16 protein-coding genes are annotated in these 18,697 nt (G+C 66.7%); 11 read left to right on the forward strand and 5 right to left on the reverse strand.

The window, feature by feature from the left end; genetic code table 11:
- The first annotated feature begins 22 nt into the window (after window positions 1-22).
- From Q9Q79_RS11005 to Q9Q79_RS11015, 3 genes are all read left to right on the forward strand, one after another.
- Window positions 23-406, forward strand: a complete 384-nt coding sequence (locus tag Q9Q79_RS11005; RefSeq protein ID WP_005409793.1) for a sensory rhodopsin transducer — start codon at window positions 23-25, stop codon at window positions 404-406.
- 100 nt (window positions 407-506) lie between these two features.
- On the forward strand, window positions 507-1,373 hold the full coding sequence (locus tag Q9Q79_RS11010) for a glucose 1-dehydrogenase (RefSeq protein WP_062607156.1): 867 nt from the start codon (window positions 507-509) through the stop codon (window positions 1,371-1,373).
- Between the two features lie 5 nt (window positions 1,374-1,378).
- Window positions 1,379-1,972, forward strand: a complete 594-nt coding sequence (locus Q9Q79_RS11015) for a mechanosensitive ion channel domain-containing protein (protein ID WP_049395964.1) — start codon at window positions 1,379-1,381, stop codon at window positions 1,970-1,972.
- A gap of 116 nt (window positions 1,973-2,088) precedes the next feature.
- Here Q9Q79_RS11015 and Q9Q79_RS11020 read toward each other — a convergent pair whose 3' ends face one another.
- Together Q9Q79_RS11020 and Q9Q79_RS11025 are read right to left on the reverse strand one after the other, a co-directional pair.
- Complete coding sequence (locus tag Q9Q79_RS11020; RefSeq protein ID WP_099474041.1) at window positions 2,089-4,032, reverse strand: MacB family efflux pump subunit; 1,944 nt, start codon at window positions 4,030-4,032, stop codon at window positions 2,089-2,091.
- Between the two features lie 2 nt (window positions 4,033-4,034).
- Entirely contained in the window at window positions 4,035-5,216 is a 1,182-nt protein-coding gene (locus Q9Q79_RS11025; protein WP_043033373.1) for an efflux RND transporter periplasmic adaptor subunit, read from the reverse strand.
- 236 nt (window positions 5,217-5,452) lie between these two features.
- Here Q9Q79_RS11025 and Q9Q79_RS11030 point away from each other — a divergent pair, with 236 nt between their 5' ends.
- The 4 genes from Q9Q79_RS11030 (at window position 5,453) to Q9Q79_RS11045 (ending at window position 8,937) form a co-directional block, all read left to right on the forward strand.
- Window positions 5,453-6,010 carry a hypothetical protein gene (locus Q9Q79_RS11030; RefSeq protein WP_235651781.1) on the forward strand — a complete coding sequence of 186 codons (558 nt, stop codon included), beginning with the start codon at window positions 5,453-5,455 and terminating at the stop codon, window positions 6,008-6,010.
- Window positions 6,011-6,057: 47 nt separating this feature from the next.
- Entirely contained in the window at window positions 6,058-6,774 is a 717-nt protein-coding gene (locus tag Q9Q79_RS11035; protein ID WP_201862008.1) for a response regulator, read from the forward strand.
- 4 nt (window positions 6,775-6,778) lie between these two features.
- The gene (locus Q9Q79_RS11040) at window positions 6,779-7,855 is read left to right on the forward strand and encodes an ATP-binding protein (RefSeq protein WP_005413562.1); all 1,077 of its coding nucleotides are present in this window, start codon (window positions 6,779-6,781) and stop codon (window positions 7,853-7,855) included.
- Between the two features lie 155 nt (window positions 7,856-8,010).
- Window positions 8,011-8,937, forward strand: a complete 927-nt coding sequence (locus tag Q9Q79_RS11045; RefSeq protein ID WP_201862006.1) for an ABC transporter six-transmembrane domain-containing protein — start codon at window positions 8,011-8,013, stop codon at window positions 8,935-8,937.
- A 96-nt stretch (window positions 8,938-9,033) separates the two neighbouring features.
- Here the strand turns inward: Q9Q79_RS11045 and Q9Q79_RS11050 are convergent, their stop codons facing one another.
- Together Q9Q79_RS11050 and Q9Q79_RS11055 are read right to left on the reverse strand one after the other, a co-directional pair.
- Window positions 9,034-10,122 (reverse strand): crosslink repair DNA glycosylase YcaQ family protein, encoded by a 1,089-nt coding sequence (locus Q9Q79_RS11050; RefSeq protein ID WP_201862005.1) that lies wholly within the window; start codon window positions 10,120-10,122, stop codon window positions 9,034-9,036.
- A gap of 104 nt (window positions 10,123-10,226) precedes the next feature.
- Complete coding sequence (locus tag Q9Q79_RS11055) at window positions 10,227-10,811, reverse strand: TetR/AcrR family transcriptional regulator (protein ID WP_044570285.1); 585 nt, start codon at window positions 10,809-10,811, stop codon at window positions 10,227-10,229.
- A 259-nt stretch (window positions 10,812-11,070) separates the two neighbouring features.
- On the opposite strand from Q9Q79_RS11055, the gene Q9Q79_RS11060 reads away from it, so the two are divergent.
- On the forward strand, window positions 11,071-13,263 hold the full coding sequence (locus Q9Q79_RS11060; protein WP_201862003.1) for a TonB-dependent siderophore receptor: 2,193 nt from the start codon (window positions 11,071-11,073) through the stop codon (window positions 13,261-13,263).
- 156 nt (window positions 13,264-13,419) lie between these two features.
- Here Q9Q79_RS11060 and Q9Q79_RS11065 read toward each other — a convergent pair whose 3' ends face one another.
- A complete protein-coding gene (locus Q9Q79_RS11065; protein ID WP_111197013.1) occupies window positions 13,420-14,085 on the reverse strand; it encodes a TraX family protein in 666 nt (221 codons plus the stop codon).
- A 114-nt stretch (window positions 14,086-14,199) separates the two neighbouring features.
- Between Q9Q79_RS11065 and pip the strand changes: the two genes are divergently transcribed.
- The 3 genes from pip to mgtA all read left to right on the forward strand — a co-directional run bounded on the left by pip (window position 14,200) and on the right by mgtA (window position 18,694).
- Window positions 14,200-15,147, forward strand: coding sequence for a prolyl aminopeptidase (pip, locus tag Q9Q79_RS11070; RefSeq protein ID WP_111197015.1), 948 nt, complete (start codon window positions 14,200-14,202; stop codon window positions 15,145-15,147).
- Window positions 15,148-15,571: 424 nt separating this feature from the next.
- A complete protein-coding gene (locus tag Q9Q79_RS11075; RefSeq protein ID WP_005409807.1) occupies window positions 15,572-15,871 on the forward strand; it encodes a hypothetical protein in 300 nt (99 codons plus the stop codon).
- 63 nt (window positions 15,872-15,934) lie between these two features.
- Window positions 15,935-18,694, forward strand: coding sequence for a magnesium-translocating P-type ATPase (gene mgtA / locus Q9Q79_RS11080; protein WP_201862002.1), 2,760 nt, complete (start codon window positions 15,935-15,937; stop codon window positions 18,692-18,694).
- Window positions 18,695-18,697 lie beyond the last annotated feature (3 nt).

Here is an 18,697-nt window from a genome sequence, read left to right on the forward strand (position 1 = left end):
CCCCTCCAGCTAAAACCGCGTCATGGAAACGAACGCTTCCTGCATCGGGCATCGACGCTGGGCTATCGCCGAGGGCTACATTCCAGCCTGGAGCAACGGCCCGTCACCGGAGATGCAGAGTCACGAAACCTGCTGCGTACTCAATGCCGGCGACGAGCCCGCGCATGTCACGCTGACCCTCTACTTCGAAGACCGTGATCCGGTGGGCCCCTACAGGGTCACCGTGCCGGCGCGACGCACCTGTCACCTGCGCTTCAACGACCTGCAGGATCCGGCGCCGGTGCCGCGCGGCACCGGCTTTGCCACCCTCGTTGAATCCGACCAGCCGATCATCGTGCAGCACACGCGGCTGGATTCACGGCAACCGGCCAACAGCATCATGACCACGATCGCCCATCCGTTGTGAAGTCCTCCGCGCAGGCGTCCACGCTGCAACGACACCGCGCCCTCCGGCCGTTTACCCGTATGGAGGGAGACTGGCGCCGGTTTCCTTCCGGAGAGTGACGATGGCCCTGCCCGACTACCCACGCCCGCCCTTCCCCGCCCAACAGCAATCCTTCCCCGGCAAGACCGCGCAGATGCAACCGCGTCCGGACCACGGCGAAGACAGCTACCGCGGCCATGGCTTGTTGCAGGGCAAAAAGGCACTGATCACCGGCGGTGACAGCGGCATCGGCGCAGCCGTGGCCATCGCCTTTGCGCGCGAAGGCGCCGACGTTGCCATCGCGTTCCTCGATGGTGAGCAGGACGATGCCCGCCATGTGCAGCAGCAGATCGAACAGGCCGGGCGCAAAGCCTTACTGGTGCCGTGTGACATCAGCGACCCGGCACAGGCGCGCTCGCTGGTCGACCGCGTGGCCAGCGAGCTGGACGGTCTCGACATCCTGGTCAACAACGCGGCCTACCAGCGCTACTACGAGCACTTCGACGACATCACCCTGGATGACTGGAAGCGGACGTTCGATACCAATGTCCATGCCGTGTTCAATCTGACCCGGTTGTGCGTCCCGCACCTGCGCGGTGGCGGCGCGATCATCAACACCGCATCGGTCAATTCCAAGCGACCGACCCCGAACATCCTTCCGTACTCCGCAACCAAGGGCGCGGTGGCCAACCTGACGCTGGGGCTGGCGGGCCTGCTGGCCGAGCACCAGATCCGCGTCAATGCGGTGCTGCCCGGCCCGATCTGGACGCCGTTCATTCCGGCAGGCATGGCCGCCGAGGAGGTCGAGCAGTTCGGCTCGCAGACGCCGTTCGGCCGCCCCGGCCAGCCAGCCGAACTGGCATCGGCCTATGTGATGCTGGCTTCGGACAGCGCCAGTTATACCTCTGGTGCACTGCTGACCATTTCTGGCGGCGCGGCGACGCTGTAGCCTCCATGACCGGATTGCCTGCCTGGATCGAGGACTGGCTGACCGTGGTTGTGCCGGTGGCCGAGGTGCTGGCCATCCTCGGCGTCGCGTGGGTGATGGTGCGTGCGCTGGCGTGGCTGCTGGTGCAGGCCCGGCAGCGCGGCAGGCTGGCTCCAGAGCTTCATGTCGGCCTGCGTCGCGGCGGTGCCTTGCTGCTGTATCTGGCGGCCGCGCTGCTGATACTGGAGCGGTTGGGCGTTTCGCGCTCGGTGCTGTGGACCGCGCTGACCGGGTTCATGGCCGTCGGCGCGGTGGCGTTCTTTGCCGCGTGGAGCGTGTTGTCCAACCTGTTCTGTTCGTTCCTGATCGTCGCCACGCGCCCATTCCGCATCAATGACACCATCGAAGTGCTGGAAAGCGTGGACAAACCGGGCCTGTGTGGTCAGGTGGTGGACATCAACCTGATCTACACCACGCTGAGTGATCGTGGCGAAGGCGCGCGCGGTTGCCTGCTGCGCGTGCCCAACTCGTTGTTCTTCCAGCGCATTACCCGCCACTGGGGTGACAGCGGCTATGCGCAGCTGCCAGGAAGCGTGCCGATCAAAGGCAAGGCGCGCTGAGTCGCTGTAGCGCCGAGCCCATGCTCGGCTCGCTGCGCGCGGCGCAGGGCGCATCGCGGTCTGAATGGAGAGCAGCCGAGCGCGGGCCCGGCTCTACGATGCCACCGCGGACGACGCTACTCCGCCGCCAATGCCTGGATCGGGTCCAGCTGCGCGGCATTGCGGGCCGGGAAGTAGCCAAAACCGAGCCCGATTGCCGACGAACATGCCAGCGCGGCGAGCACCGGCCCAGGCGTGAACTGGAACGGCACGCCCAGTGACAGCAGACTGGACAAGGCTCCCACACCCAACGCGGACAACACGCCCAGCACCCCACCGAACAGGCAGATCAATACGGCCTCGATCAGGAACTGACGCAGGATGTCGCCCTGCCGGGCCCCCACTGCCAGCCGCACACCGATCTCGCGCACGCGCTCCTTCACCGACACCAGCATGATGTTCATCACGCCCACGCCACCGACCACCAGCGCCACCGCCGCAATCGCCGAGACCAGCGCCGCCATGGTCTGGCTGGACTTCATCACCGCCTTGCGGATCTGGTCCGAGTTGTAGATGAAGAAATCGCGGCGCCCATGCAGCCGCTGCAGCTCTGCGCCCAGCGAGGCTTCAGCTGCACGGGTTGGTACGTCATCGCGCACGCGTACGGTGATGCTCTCCAGCCGCTGGCTGCCAAGCAGGCGCGAGGCCGCCGAGGTGTAAGGCACGTAGACCGTGGGCGTCGCGCCGCCTGCGAATGCACTGGCACCCACCACCCCGATCACGTCCACCGGCATGCCGCCCAGCAGTACCGTGCCGCCGATCGGATTGCCGTTGAACAGTGCTTTGGCCGCCTTCTGGTCGAGCACGGCCACCGCGCGATGCGCCTCCACCTCGGCATCGGTGAAGAACCGGCCCGCCTTCAGGCGCAGCCCGCGCACACGGGGTAGATCAGCGCCCACGCCAAGCACCTGTGTGTTGGCGCGCCGGTTGCCCTGCAGAGCGGCCACCGAGCTGCTCAGGTTGGGGCTTACGCTGTCTACGTAACTCAATGCGGCCAGGTGATCGGCATCGTCCACGACCAGCGTTTCGATCTCGGCCGAGCGCGGGTCGCCGAAATCCGCACCCGGGAAGATCTCCAGCGTACTGGCACCCAGTTCGTTGATCTGTGACTCGACCTGCGCCTGTGCGCCCTTGCCCAACGCGACCACGGTCACCACCGCAGCCACGCCGATGATGATGCCCAGCATGGTCAGCAAGGTGCGCAGGCGATGGGCCAGCATCGAACGTACCGCCATCCGTGCCGCTTCCCTGGTCGCATCCAGGCGCGCGCGGCGCTCGGCGCCCGGTTCCGTGCTGCGCTCGGGCGCGACGGCCTTGCGTGCAACCGCAGGATCACCCGTACCACGGTCGGATACGACCCGGCCGTCCGCGATCTCGATCACGCGTGAAGCGTGCGCGGCAATCGCCGCATCATGGGTCACCAGGATCACGGTATGGCCCTGCGCATGCAGGCGCTTGAGTTCGACCATCACCTGACTGCCGCTGGCATGATCCAGCGCGCCGGTCGGCTCGTCGGCCAGCACGATGGCGCCGCCGTTCATCAGCGAACGCGCAATGGAAACGCGCTGCTGCTGGCCGCCGGACAGCTGGCTGGGCCGGTTCGTGGTGCGCTCGCCCAGGCCAAGCGTTTCCAGCAGCAGGCGGGCACGCGTGGTGCGCGCATCGGCCTCCACCCCGGCATAGACGGCGGGCAAGGCCACGTTCTCGGTGGCGCTCAGGTTCTCCATCAGGTTGTAGCGCTGGAAGATGAAGCCGAAATGATCGCGACGCAGGTGCGCCAGTTCATCGGGCGACATCTGCTCGGTTGCGGCGCCGTGCACGCGGTAGCTGCCTTCGGTTGGCCGGTCCAGGCAGCCCAGGATGTTCATCAGCGTGGATTTTCCCGAACCGGACGGGCCGATGATGGCGATGAACTCGCCCGCCGCGATGCGCAGCGACACGTCCTTCAACACCACCACCTCGCCGGCGGCCGAGCGGTAGGCGCGCGATACGCCATGCAGTTCCAGCAGCGCGTCGGCCATGCTCACATCCCCAGCAGGCTGGTGGGCTCGGCTTCCGCGCCACTGGGCGCCTGCCCGACCACCACGTTCTCGCCTGCCTTGAGGCCGGACAGGATCTGCACCGCAGTAGCTGTGCGCAGGCCGGTCGTCACCGCGCGCTCGCGGGCACGGCCCTTGGCGTCGATCACCTGTACAGTCGCGCGGTTGCCCGCCTTGTCATCGCTCTCGGACACTGCTGTCAACGGCACCTGCAGCGCGTTGGCGGCGCGCGCCAGCTGGATCGTCACCTTCACCGTCATCGACGGCTTCAGTTTCAGGCCTGGATTGGGTACGTCAAACAGCCCGGCGTAGTACACCGCCTTCGGCGTCTGCGCCGATCCACCCGTGTTGCCGGTGGCCACATCGGCAATCGACGATGGCGCAGGTTCAAGCTGCTGCAGATGCGATTCGTAGCGGCGTCCGCCCGGCCCCAGCGTAGAGAACCACAGGGGTTGGCCAGGCGCGATCAGCTCCACGTCGGCCTCCGCGATCTCGGTGCGAACCGTCATCGTGTCCATCTGTGCCAGCATTACGATGGTCGGCGTGGTCTGCATCGAGTTCAGCGTCTGCCCGGCCTTGGTGACGATGGCCACGATGTAGCCATCGGAAGGTGAGACGATGCGGGTGTAGCCCAGGTTGATCCGCGCCGTTTCCACCTGGGTCAGCGCCTGCTCGATCTGGGCCTGCAGCGCTGCGACGTCAGAGCGCGCCGCTTCGCGCGCCACCCGCGCGGACTCGAAACCTTCCTGCGAGACCAGCCGAGACGCCACCAGCTGCGACTGGCGCTCATGCACGCGGATGGCCTGGGCGTAGCGCGCCAGGCTGGCGGCATGCTGGGCACGCAGCGCATTGGCAGCCGCTTCGGCGCTGCGCAGGGCGATGCGCTGCGGCTGCGAATCCACTTCGGCAATCAGATCACCAGCGTGCACACGCTGGCCCAACACCACATGCAGGCGCTTGACCTGGCCCGATACCTGCGCACCCACCGCCACCAGTTCCTTGGGGTTGACCCGGCCAACGGCCTGCACGGTCCTTTCCAGGTCCGCCACCCTTGCCGGGGCCGTGATCAGCGCGGCATCATCACTTTCGGCGAACAGCCACCAGCCGGTGCCGCCTGCAAGAAGCGCAACGATTGCGGCAATGATCCAGGTCCTGCGGTTGTTCATCGGAAGGCTCGCATGCACGCAGCCACCGGATGTGACCGCAGAAGCCGCAGTCTGGGAGGTGGTGGTGGATGTTTCTTGGAGCCACTGTGGAGATTGCATGGAGGCCGCACATCCGTTCAGGCACGGGGCCCGCTCCTGAACGGCACGGATCGCGTCCACGAAATCTCGACACAATCTCGACCAAGTCTCCATCAACGGCTCCTAGCCTTGTCGGCCTCGCCGACTGCGCTCCCGCCGTGTCCCTTCCGTTTCCAGACCTGCCTCCCATCGATGTCCGCCGCGCCTACCTTGCCTGGTGCGCGCCTTCGCCGTGGCTGCTTGCACTGGTGCTGGCGTCGACCAGTGCCTGGATGCTTGCCAGCGCGAACCCGGCGCCGCCCCTGCTGGCGGGCGCCGGTGCCGCCGCGTTGGTGTGGTTCCGCAGCGAAGGCCCCGGTCATTCGGCGCGCGCGGGCACCCTGGCGTCGGCGTCGCTGATCGGCCTCGCGGCCTGGTCCGCCTCCGCCGCTGACGTGAGCCTCATGCCAGCAGGGATGGCGGCTGTCCTGGTGGCTGCGTTGCTTGCCCTGCGCCTGCGGGCCTTGGTCCACATGGCCCGCCGCCTGCAGGACCGGGTGGACGCAACGGGCATGGAATCACGGTGGAGCAAGCTGCCTGCGGCCGTATCGACCCTGCTCGCACAGCACCTGCGCGCGACCGCAACACTGGCGCCCGCCCTGCAGCACACGCTGGTGCTGGCCACCCTGGCCTGGGCCGCCCACGAAGAAGCGCAGACCCTGGAACGGCCACGATGACACCGTCGCCGGCGTTTCCCATTCCTCACTTGAAACCGCAGCATGCAATGAAATCCGACGCCCGCACGCGCCAGGCGCCCCTGGTGCTGATTGCCGAAGATGAAGGCGAAATCGCCGACATTCTCGGCGCCTACCTGGCCCGCTCCGGGCTGCGCAGCGCCCGCGCCGCCGACGGCGAAGCCGCCCTCACCAGCCACCGCCAGCTGCGCCCCGACCTGGTGCTGCTGGACGTGCAGATGCCGAAGATGGACGGCTGGCAGGTGCTGAGCGAGTTGCGCCGGCGCGGCAACACCCCGGTGATCATGCTCACCGCACTGGACCAGGACGTGGACAAGCTCACTGGCCTGCGCGTCGGTGCCGACGACTACGTGGCCAAGCCATTCAATCCCGCCGAGATCGTCGCCCGCATCCAGGCGGTGCTGCGCCGTAGCGCGAAGCCCATTGCAGAAGAACCCAACGGGCTGATCCGGCAGGGGCCGTTCGAGATCGACCTGCGCAGCCATGAAGTCACCGTGCGCACCGATGACCACGTGCATGCTCTGAGTTTCACGCTCACCGAGTTCCGTCTGCTGGTACACATGGCGCGCGCACCGCGCATGGTGCACAGCCGGCTGGATCTTCTCCAGACCTGCCTGCCGGAAGGCGATGCGCAGGAGCGCACCGTGGACAGCCACGTCAGCAAGCTGCGCCGCAAGCTCGAGGACGTCGGCATCATCGGCATTCCCGCCACCATCCGCGGTGTCGGCTACCGCTTCCTGGACTGAACCGATGAACCGCAAAGGCAAGAGCATCGGGCGCCAGATCACGCTATCCATCACGGTCGCATCGCTGTGCTCGACCGTACTGTCGATCAGCGGTTTCTACCTGTTCTATTACCTCATGGAGGTGTTCTATCCACGCTGGTATGACGAGCCGGAAACCATCATGCCGTCAGGGCTGGAGTGGCTGTGGATCGGCCTGACCGCCACCGTGGTGGTGGCACTGGCCACGTTGATCGCCTCGCGCCTGACCCGGCGCATCATCACCCCGCTGAACTCGGTGGCCGAAAGCCTGCGTCGCGTCGCCAGCGGTGATCTTGAGGCGCGTGCGCGCGGCGGCGACACCTCGATGGCCGAGGCCGCCACACTGGTCAGCGACTTCAACTCCATGGCCGAGCGGCTCAGCCGGATGTCCGAGAACCGCGTGTTCTGGAATGCAGCGATCGCACACGAACTGCGCACGCCGATGACCATCCTGCGCGGCCGCCTGCAGGGCATCGCCGAAGGCGTGTTCGAGCCCGGGCCGGAGCAGTTCAACAGCATGCTCACCCAGCTGGAGGGCCTGACCCGCATCATCGAAGACCTGCGCGTGGTGAGCCTTGCCGAAAGCGGTCACCTGGATCTGCGCCTGCAGCGCAGCGATGTCAGCGTGCAGGTGGCGGCGGTGGTCGAAGCGATGTCCGAGGCGCTGACCGAGAGTGGATTCTCGGTGACATTGGATGCACGGCCGTCGCTTGCCGACTGCGATCCGGCACGCATCCGCCAGGCGGTGCTGGCGCTGCTGGAGAATGCACGACGCCATGCCATCCCCTGCCCCCTCCGGGTTCGCGTCACGCTGGCCGAAGGCCATTGCACCGTGACCGTTGAGGATGGTGGCCCCGGTGTGCCGGACGACCTGCGCGACAGCATTTTCGAAGCCTTCCAGCGCACCGATGTGTCGCGCTCACGGCAGAGCGGTGGCTCCGGGCTTGGCCTGGCGGTGGTGCGCGCGATTGCCGTGGCCCATCACGGAACGGCGCGATGCAGGGCGACCGAACGCGGTGGTAGCGCGTTCGAGATCCGCTGGCCGGTGCACGCGCGTCGTTGAGGGCCATCGCTGCCCTGGAAAGCCCGAAATGCCGGAACTGCCTGGGTAGAGTCGACTGTCAGGCGACTTGCGCGCGCAAGCGCGGGTTCTTCCAGCAGTTCGCAAAGAGCAGTCGACCAACAGTCGACTCTACCCCCGACCCACCCAGGCATTCCATGAAACACCCCCACGATCCAGCGGCCGCCGCCGGCAGCATCGGCCAGCAGAATGCGGCCGCCACCCTGAAGGCCATCCTGCGCACCTACCCCTGGCAGCTCACCGGCACGTTCTCGCTGGTGGCACTGGAAAACGCGCTGCTGCTGGCCTATCCGCTGTTCGCCGGCTTCGCGGTGGATGCCATCATCCGCGGCAACATCGGCCATGCCATCTCCTACGCCGGCGTAGTGCTGCTGTTCTGGTTGGTCGGTGCCGCCCGCCGTGCGGTCGATACCCGGACGTTTACCCGCATCTATGCCGATCTGGCAGTGAACGTGGTGCAGGCGCAGCGCCGTTTGGGCCAGGCCACCTCCACTTCGGCGGCCCGCGTCGTTCTGGCCCGCGAGTTCGTCGACTTCTTCGAAAAGCACGTGCCGATCATCGCCACCGCACTGGTATCCATGTTTGGCGCTGCGGTCATGCTGCTCGCAATTGAACCGCTGGTCGGTGGAGCCGCTCTCCTCGCGCTGTTCGGTGCTCTCCTGCTGCTGCCGTCGTTCGCGCGTCGCAACGAGCAGTTGCATGGGCGCCTCAACAACCGCCTGGAACAGGAAATCCGACTGGTGGACCGGGTCAGTCCCTCGGTTTTGCGCCGTCACTACACCACGCTGTCACGCCTGCGCATCCTGCTCTCCGATCGCGAAGCCGGCGCCGTGCTGGCCGTCGGCGCGACGGCAGCGGCCCTGTTCGCACTGACCATCGGCCGCCTTGCCACCACCGATGGCGTTACCCCCGGTCACGTCTATGCGGTGATGACCTATCTGTGGACTTCCGCCGGCAGCCTGGACGATGCACCGTCGATGGTGGATCAGCTCGCGCGGCTGAAGGACATCGGCCGGCGAGTCAGCCCCGGCATGGACGATGCGGACCACAAGGACGCCGCTTGACCGGTAGATGCCCACCTTGGTGGGCACCGATGGAAGCCAGCGCCAACCAAGGTTGGCGACTACCGGGCGCGATGGCTACCCATGCGCCGCTCGGCGCTACAGGAACTCCGCCATGCGCTGCAGCTCGTCGTCCAGCGCGCCACGAAATACCTTGTCGCGGGCCAGCGACTTGCCGGCATAGCCCACGTTCGACACCAACTCACCTTCGCGTATGCTCAGGTTGGCCCAGCCCACCACCTGGTCGTGCCACAACACCGGCAGTGCGTAGTAGCCATACTGGCGCTTCGGTGCAGGCGTGTACGCCTCGAACTTGTACACCCAATCCCACAGCAACTCGAAACGGCGGCGGTCCCACACCACCGGATCGAACGGCGCCAGCAGGCGCACCTGTTCGTCCGGCGCATGGCGGCGCGAGCGCGGATTTTCGTCCGCCGGCCAGTACCAGGTGGTGCCCTCCAACGTGCAGCTGGCCAGCTGCTGCTTGGCCAGTGCCAATGCCTTGCGGGTCTGCTCGGCCAGGTGCGGAGCGCCATGGCCCAGCAGGCGCACCAGATAGGTCAGGCCGGCCGAAGGCAGCGGTGCGTACTTGCGCACCACCAGATCGATCAGGGCGGCAGCACGTTCGATCTGCGCCTGTTCGCTGGAATCGGGCTCGGCATGATCGGCCACCGCGTAGATGCGCGTACCGCTGTCGCGCCGTTGCACGCGCAGCAGGCCGCGGTAGTGCATGCCGTCCAGCAGATGGGTACTGGCATTGCTGGTGCCGCCCCAGTAGTTGGTCACCCGCCCATGCGCGAACGCCTGGTCGACCTCGCGTGGGTGCACGCTGCCACGCTCGCGCACAAAGGCCAGCACATCGGCCGCACGGCGATGGGTCTCGGCATCCCACTCGCGCTTGGAAACCCGTGGGTGCATCAGCGCCAGATGCTCGCGCGGCAGGAAGCCGTAGTTCACCAGGCAATCCTCTTCCACCGGCAGACGCGTGTAGCGGCGCTCAAGATCGCCCGCGCGGTAGTCCTTCACCCGGTGGCGCAGGGTCAGGTCCTGCGCGCGAGCGGGTGCCCGGATCGGGTCGGCCTGCACGAAGCCCAGCCGCCGGATCGCGGTCAGCAGCGTGGTCGGCTTGAACAGGGTGCGCGCCACCGCGTAGCGGCGAAGATCATCGAGAGTGGGCGTGGCAGGCATAGCCGCATTGTATTCTCGACACTACGCGATCCGTCCAGTAGAGCCAGGCCATGCCTGGCTGGCGTCATGGTGAACGGCCACGATCATCCACTCATGGCGTGGATCTACCGAAGCCGCGATACCTCCAGCGAACCGATCACCAACGCCCGCATGCCCTGCTTGAACTCGGTGATCACCTGCCCCTCCTCGTCGTCCGCAATCGCGTAGATCGTGTCGGCGCCGGCGATGCAGTAGAACGCGATCGTGGCCAGCAGCCAGCGCGCCTTGTCCACCGGCAGGCCGAACACCTCGGCCACGTGCGCCTGGTGCGATGCGATCTTTTCCAGCATCGGCGCGGTCGCCACCGTGCGCCGCAGCAGGTAGGGCGGTAGCCCGGGATGCGCCTTCACCACTTCGCACAGTGACTGCACGAACCCCATCAGGTAGGCCTCCAGCCCACCCGGTGCGTCGACCGACGCGCGAGGAATCTGCCAGCGCTGGAACACCGCCTCCGCCACCAGGCGCTTCAACGCCTCCAAGTTGGCTACGCGCTTGTACAGCGCTGCCTGGGTCACCGCCAGTTCGGCGGCCACGTTGGCCATGGTCAGGTTGGGCAGGCCCAGACGGATGCCGATGTCGGCCAGGCGCTCCGGGGTGATGGTGGGCGGGCGGCCACGGCTCGGCGCCGTTGGATCGGGGTGCGTGCTCATACGGTGCCTGCTCTTACGGTGCGCGTCCATACCCTGCTGAGGGTGCCAGTAAAGGGACCCTCTTGTCCGCTTCGATTGATTTAGTTTAACTTACTCAACTAATTCGGAAGGCGTCCAGCACGCTGCCCGTGATCGAGCCCATGGCTCACCTCCCGCCAGGTCCCCACCCAGCCAACAACCCTGCGCTGCGCCCTCTCCCCGTGCTTGCCGTCGGCAGCGCGCCAGGCGCGCTCGCGCCTGCGATTCACAGGACTCTGGCATGACCGTTTACAACTTCACTTCTGCACAGCATCGTGCTGCCGCATTCTCAGGCCTGATGCATCCGCCGGGCATGCACCTGCGTTATCGGGTGTCCGCCTTGGCGTTAGGGCTGCTGGCCTCGTTTGCCGCCCTGGCCGACACTGCACCGTCCACCCTGCCCTCGGTGCAGGTGCAGGAACAGCGCCGGGTCACTGCGGACTATGCGGGCGGGCAAGTGGCCGCCGGCAGCCGCGTCGGCCTGCTCGGCGACAAGGACTTCATGGACACGCCGTTCAGTACGGTCAGCTACACCGAGTCCTTCATCCGTGATCGCCAGGCCAAGGACCTGACCGACGTCATCGCCGCCACCGACCCTACGGTGTTCAGCAACGGCGTCACCGGTGCGTGGAGCGAGAACTACGCGATCCGAGGCTTTGCCTCCAACACCAGCGACACCACGTTCAATGGCCTCAGCGGCATGGCGCCCTACTACCGCACCTCGCCGGAAATGTTCGAGCGCATCGAGGTGCTGAAGGGACCGTCTGCGCTGCTCAACGGCATGCCGCCGGGCGGCTCGGTCGGTGGCAGCGTCAACCTGGTGCCCAAGCGTGCGGGTGAGCTGCCATTGCTGCGGGTCAGTGCCAACTTCGCCTCCGACGCGCAGTTCGGCACCCATGTGGATATGGGTCGCCGCCTCGGTGCCGACAAGCAGTTCGGCATCCGCTTCAACTTTGCCTACCGTGATGGTGACGGCGCCGTCGGCAAGCAGCGCAAGAAGGTACAGCTCGGTTCGCTGGCACTGGACTGGCGCGGCGAACGTGCGCGGCTGTCGGCCGATCTGTACAGCGCCGACGATCGCGTGGACGGCCCGGCACGTGGCGTCGGCCTGGCACCGGGCGTGGCCATTCCGCGGCCGCCGCGTGGCGATACGCTGATCAACCCGGACTGGGCCTACGTGGACAGCCAGGACAAGGGCGCAATGCTGCGCGGCGAACTGGATATCAACGATAGCCTGATGGCCTATCTGGCCTACGGCACCAGCAAGACCGACTACCGCTACAACGGTTCGATCAGCGCGCAGATCCTCAATCCGGCTGGCGACTTCACCACGGTGATCGGCCAGCTCGCCTTCGACATCAAGAAGCAGTCCGGAGATGCCGGCCTGCGCGGTTCCTTCCACACCGGCAGCGTCGGCCACCAGTGGGCCGCCAACGTGACCCACTACCAGCACACCCAGAACGACTACGGCCGCCGCAGCGTGCCGGGCTGGGACTGGACCACCAATCTGTACAACCCGGCGTGGGGCCCTGCGGCACCGTTCGTGGCACCGCACATCTCGCATACCGAGCTGACGCTGGACAGCCTCGGCTTCGCCGACACCCTCTCCTTCGCCGATGACCGCGTGCAGTTGACGCTGGGCGTGCGTCGCCAGCAGGTGGTCAGCGAGACCTTCAGCGTCGCTACCGGCGCGCGCACCTCGCGCTACGACGAGAGCGCCACCACGCCGGCAGCGGCGCTGCTGGTGAAGGCCACCGGCACGCTCTCCCTCTACACCAACTATATCGAAGGCCTCAGCCAGGGCGCCACCGCGCCGATGACCGCTGCCAATGCCGGCGATGTGTTCGCACCGTTCCGCACCAAGCAGAAAGAGCTGGGCCTGAAGCTTGACCTGGGCAGCTTCGCGCACACCTTCAGCGTGTACGAGATCAAGCGTCCGAGCAGCTACACCGACCCGGTCACGAATATCTTCTCGTTTGGCGGCGAACAGCGGAACCGCGGCGTGGAATGGGGCTTCTTCGGCGCACCGCTGGACGGCGTGCGCCTGCTCGGTGGCGTGGCCTATGTGCAGCCGAAGCTGACCCGCACGGCCGGCGGCGTGAATGAAGGACGCATCGCCACCGCCGTGGCGCAGCGGCAGGCCAAGCTGGGCGTGGAATGGGATGTGCCGACCTTGCAGGGCCTCACCTTGACCGGCAATGCCACGGCGATGTCGAAGCAGTACATCAGTGCCGACAATAGCCTGTCGGTGCCGGGGCGTACGTTGTTCGACATGGGCGCGCGCTACAGCACCACCGTGGCGGGTCGACCGCTTGCGCTGCGGGCCAGCGTGAACAACGTGACCAACAAGGCGTACTGGGGCATGCCGTTGCTTTCAAGCCTGGCGCTGGGTGCGCCGAGGACGGTGTTGCTCTCTGCGACGATGGATTTCTGAGCCGGACGACAAACTGTCAACGGGATCCACGCATGGCGTGGATCTGCCGGAAACTGTAGAGCCAGGCCATGCCTGGCTGGTTCCATGGTGATCCGCCAAACGCATCCACGCCTGGCGTGGATCTACCGACACAAGGCATGACCACGCACGCACTGATCACGAAAGTACGCGCGCCACCACCGCCAGCACCGCCAGATGCCCCACGTAGTACCCATAGAACACCCAGCGCCAGCGCGGCAGTCGCCACGCCACCCGCGTCGCCAGCGCGACCACCGGAACAGCCAGCACTGCCCAGCCGTTGTGGTTGACCCCGCACACCGCTGCAAGCCCAACCAGCAACATCCACCACGCCCGATGCCGGAACGCGATCCAGGCCAGCAGCACGGCGCCAACACCGGCCCACTGGTAGTCCACGAACATCGGCAGCACGCCGGCAGCCAGCAACAGCAGCACAGGCCGATTTTTCGCAAGCGCATGCACGGCCACCACCGCCAGGGTGAAGGTGAGCAGGATGTTGAGCGGCAGCCAGGAACCGAACGCAAGTGCGTGCAACGGCTGCGCGATCAGCCCCCATAGCGCGAGCCGGCGGATCGATTTGCGCAGGTCGGCGCCGGGCTGGGCCAGGTTGCAGGCCATCACCAGCGCGAACAGCGGGAAGGCAATACGCCCCAGTTCGCTGATCACCGGCACGTAGCCGCCGAAGACCACCTTGGCCACGTGGTCGCCGGTCATGGTCAGCAGCGCGATCCACTTCAGCAGCTCGCGTGCGCCACTGCCGAGGGTGAGGTTGAACGTGGTCGTCCCGGTCGTGGTCGCTTGCATCGCGGAAGCTTATGCGCATCGGCCAGCGCATTTCCAGCGCCGCGCAGGAGGCCACCGCTGCAAGCCGCAGGTGGCGGCGCTATGCTGGCCGCCCCTGCTTGTGAGACACCCGCCATGCGCACCCTGTACCCGGCCATCGAGCCCTACCGCGAATTCACCCTGCCGGTGAGCGATCTGCACAGGCTGCATATCGAAGAGTGCGGCACGCCGGAGGGCATTCCGGTGGTGTACCTGCACGGTGGCCCGGGCGCCGGTATCTCGCCGACCCATCGACGCTTCTTCGACCCGGCGCGCTACCGCATCGTGTTGATCGACCAGCGCGGCAGCGGCCGCTCCACGCCGTTCGGCGAGCTGCGCGACAACACCACGCAGGACCTGGTGGCCGATATCGAGAAGGTGCGTGAGCATCTGGGCATCGAACGCTGGCTGGTCTATGGCGGCTCCTGGGGTTCGACCCTGTCACTGGCCTACGCGCAGGCGCATCCCGGGCGCGCCACCGGCCTGATCGTGCGTGGCGTGTTCCTCGGCCGCGAAATGGAGAACCGCTGGTTCGCCGAGGCCGATGGGGGTGCGCGCTGGATCTTCCCGGAGCGCTGGGACCGCTATGAGGCCTACATTCCGGAAGCCGAGCGTAGCGACATGATCGCGGCCTACTGGGCGCGCATGGACGGCCCGGACGAGGCGACCCGCATCGAAGCCGCGCAGGCCTGGCTGGGCTGGGAAGACAACGCCGCCACCCTGCAGCACGACGTGGATGCGCAATCCACCGATGATCCGCTGGATACGCTGGCCAAGGCCCGTATCGAAGCGCACTACTTCCGCAACGGCATCTTCCTGGAAAACGACCAGTTGCTGCGCGACATCGATCGCATCCGCCACCTGCCCGGCGTGATCGTGCAGGGGCGCTACGACATCATCTGCCCGCCGCGCAGCGCGTGGGACCTGGCGAAGGCCTGGCCGGAAGCGCGGCTGGAGATGGTGACCTCCGGCCACAGCGCCAACGAGCCGGCCACGGTCGATGCGCTCGTGCGCGCGACAGATGCCTTTGCCGACCGCTTCTGAACAGGTGGGTAGTGCCGGCCGCTGGCCGGCATCCCACCGTGCGAGGTAGTAGCGTCGACTGTGAGTCGACTGCAGTTGGCGACACTGCTTCGAGGCCCGCGCTGCGCGCGATAGTCGATTCACAGTCGACTCTACGGGGCCGGGTATCAGGTGCCAGTCACACCACCCGGCAATACCAAGGTATAGCCCAGCTAACCCACGAGCCTCTAGGCCAGCCCCATTCAGGGGCGGACAATAGCGCCATTGGCCAGGGCAATCCTGGCCGGCACCCTCCCCTCCTGGAGACGCAGATGGACCCCGACCCTGCCGGGCGCACCGCGCCCCCGATGCACGCAATCCGCCTGTTCCTGGCGCCTGCCCGCCGGTCCCTGCCTGCCTGAGTGACGGGGGACCGCCAGGCGCTGCTTGCCTGGAGATCGCCCCCATGTCCTACAAGATCCTCTACATCACCCTGCGCCGCCTGATCGGTGAGCGCGATGTCGCCGGCCTGCGCAGCCAACTGTTGCAACACGGCCCCGTGATGTTCGCCCGTTCGCTGTCGCTCGGTTCGCCGCGCGTGGTGGCCGACGCGCTGTCGCTGCTGCCGATCAGCGAGCGGATCACCGTGCTGCGCCATCTGCCCTACCCGCTGCGCGATGCCATGAAGCCGCTATGCATCGGCGGCAGCCAGCGCCTGCACATGCAGCCGTGGTCGCCGGCGGTGCTGGCGATGCGCCACGCCTGATCTGTTCCATCCGTTCCGTTCGTGTTCCGGCCGCGGCCGGCTCTGACATTCGAGGAGAGTCCCATGAGCCTGCTCAACGCCTGGTTCAATGCCTTCCTGCGCAGCCGTCGCGCAGGCAACCTGTTCCGCCGCCGCGCGATGCCCGAAGCCGGCTTTGGCCCGGGCAGCGCCGAGGCCGCGCCGTTCGCGCTCACCACCGGCCTGGTTACCCTCGCCCAGCAGGAGGAAGCCGAGCTGCTGGCCACACTGGAGTCGCATGCCGATGGCCTCAGCCCGCATGAGGCCGAGGAACGGCTGGCCACGCTCGGCCCCAACGAGGTGGATCACGAAAAGCCGCTGCCGTGGTGGCGCCACCTGTGGCAGTGCTACCGCAATCCGTTCAACCTGCTGCTGACCGTGCTGGCGGCGGTGTCCTGGCTGACCGAGGACATCAAGGCCACCGTGGTGATTGGTGCGATGGTATTGCTGTCCACGCTGATCCGCTTCGTACAGGAGGGGCGTTCGAACCGTGCCGCCGAGCGGCTGAAGGCACTGGTCGGCAACACTGCGCGCGTGCTGCGCCGCAATCCCGGCACCGAGGCCGCCGATGTGGCCGACCAGTACTTCGGCGCGCACCTGCACAGCCGTCGCCCGGCACGCCTGCTGGACCTGCCGATCCGCGAGCTGGTGCCCGGCGACCACATCGTGCTGTCGGCCGGAGACATGATTCCGGCCGATTGCCGCGTACTGACCGCCAAGGACCTGTTCGTCGCCCAGGCCGCGATGACCGGCGAATCGCTGCCAGTGGAAAAGTTCGCGCACCCGGGCGACGGCCTGGCCGGCCTGCTGGAACAGCACAACCTGCTGTTCATGGGCACCAATGTGGTGTCCGGAACGGCCACCGCCGTGGTGCTGGCCACCGGCAACCGCACCTACTTCGGCACGTTGGCCCAGCGCAGCACCGCCACCGACCGTGCGCCGACCGCATTCCAGGCCGGCGTCAACAGTGTCAGCTGGCTGCTGATCCGCTTCGCGCTGGTGATGGTGCCGTTCGTGCTGCTGATCAACGGCTGGACCAAGGGTGACTGGACCGAGGCGTTTCTGTTCGCGCTGTCGGTGGCGGTGGGCCTGACGCCGGAGATGCTGCCGATGATCGTCACCTCCACCCTGGCCAAGGGTGCGGTGCTGCTGTCGCGGCGCAAGGTGATCGTCAAGCGCCTGGATGCGATCCAGAACTTCGGCGCCATGGAAGTGCTGTGCACCGACAAGACCGGCACGCTCACCCAGGACAGGATCGCGCTGGAGCGTCACACCGATGTGTTCGGCCACGATTCGGAAGACGTGCTGAAGTTCGCCTATCTCAACAGCCACTTCCAGACCGGGCTGATCAACCTGCTGGACCGCGCGGTGCTGGAACACGTGGAGCTGCAGAGCTCGCTGCGGCTTTCGCAGGACTACCACAAGGTGGATGAGATCCCGTTCGACTTCGAGCGCCGCCGCATGTCGGTGGTGGTGTCCGAGCGCGAGGACCACCATGAGCTGATCTGCAAGGGCGCGGTGGAAGAGATGCTGGCGGTGTGCAGCACCGTGCGGGAGAACGGCCAGGACATGCCGCTGGACGAGCACCGCCTGGCCCGCGTGCGGCAGACCACCGAGGAACTGAACGAGCAGGGCCTGCGCGTGGTGGCGGTGGCGATGAAGGAGACCGCTGCCAGCCAGACCACCTATTCGCAGGCCGACGAATGCGGGCTGACCCTGGTCGGCTACGTGGCCTTCCTGGACCCGCCGAAGGAATCGGCTGCGCAGGCGCTGCAGGCGCTGACCGCACACGGTGTCGAGGTCAAGGTCTTCACTGGCGACAACGAACTGGTGACCGCCCGTGTCTGCGCACAGGTGGGGCTGGACGCGGACACCATCCTGACCGGCCCGCAGATCGAGCGCATGGACGACGGCGCGCTGTCGCGGGCGCTGCACCACCATCGCGTGTTTGCCCGGCTGACGCCGCTGCACAAGGAGCGGCTGGTACGCGAGCTGCGCGCGCAGGGCAAGGTGGTCGGCTTCCTCGGCGACGGCATCAACGATGCACCGGCGCTGCGCGCAGCCGACATCGGCATCAGCGTGGACAGCGCGGTGGACATCGCCAAGGAGGCGGCCGACATCATCCTGCTGGAAAAGAACCTGATGGTGCTGGAAGAAGGCGTCATCCAGGGCCGGCGCACGTTCAACAACATGCTGAAATACATCCGCATGACCGCCAGTTCCAACTTCGGCAATGTGTTCTCGGTGCTGGTGGCCTCGGCCTTCCTGCCGTTCCTGCCGATGCTGCCGCTGCAGCTGCTGGTGCAGAATCTGCTGTACGACATCTCGCAGATCGCCATCCCGTTCGACAACGTGGACGAGGAGCTGGTGCGCAAGCCACTGAAGTGGAACCCGGCGGACATCGGCCGCTTCATGGTGTTCTTCGGGCCGATCAGCTCGATCTTCGACCTGACCTGTTTCGCGCTGATGTGGTACGTGTTCGATGCGCGCACGCCGGCCGACCAGGGCCTGTTCCAGTCCGGCTGGTTCGTGGTCGGCCTGCTCACCCAGACCCTGATCGTGCACATGATCCGTACGCCGAAGCTGCCGTTCCTGCAGAGCATCGCCGCGCCTCCACTGCTGCTGATGACCGGCCTGATCATGGCCATTGGCGTGGCCCTGCCGATGAGCCCGCTGGCCGGCTACTTCAAGCTGCAGGCGCTGCCGGCCGGCTACTGGCCGTTCCTGGTGGCGATCCTGTTCGGCTATGCGGTGCTGACCACTGCGCTGAAGCGGTTCTACATCCGTCGTTACGGCTGGCAGTAAGCG

It is taken from the genome of Stenotrophomonas sp. a6 (assembly GCF_030913325.1).
In the GTDB taxonomy this organism is placed as follows: domain Bacteria; phylum Pseudomonadota; class Gammaproteobacteria; order Xanthomonadales; family Xanthomonadaceae; genus Stenotrophomonas; species Stenotrophomonas maltophilia.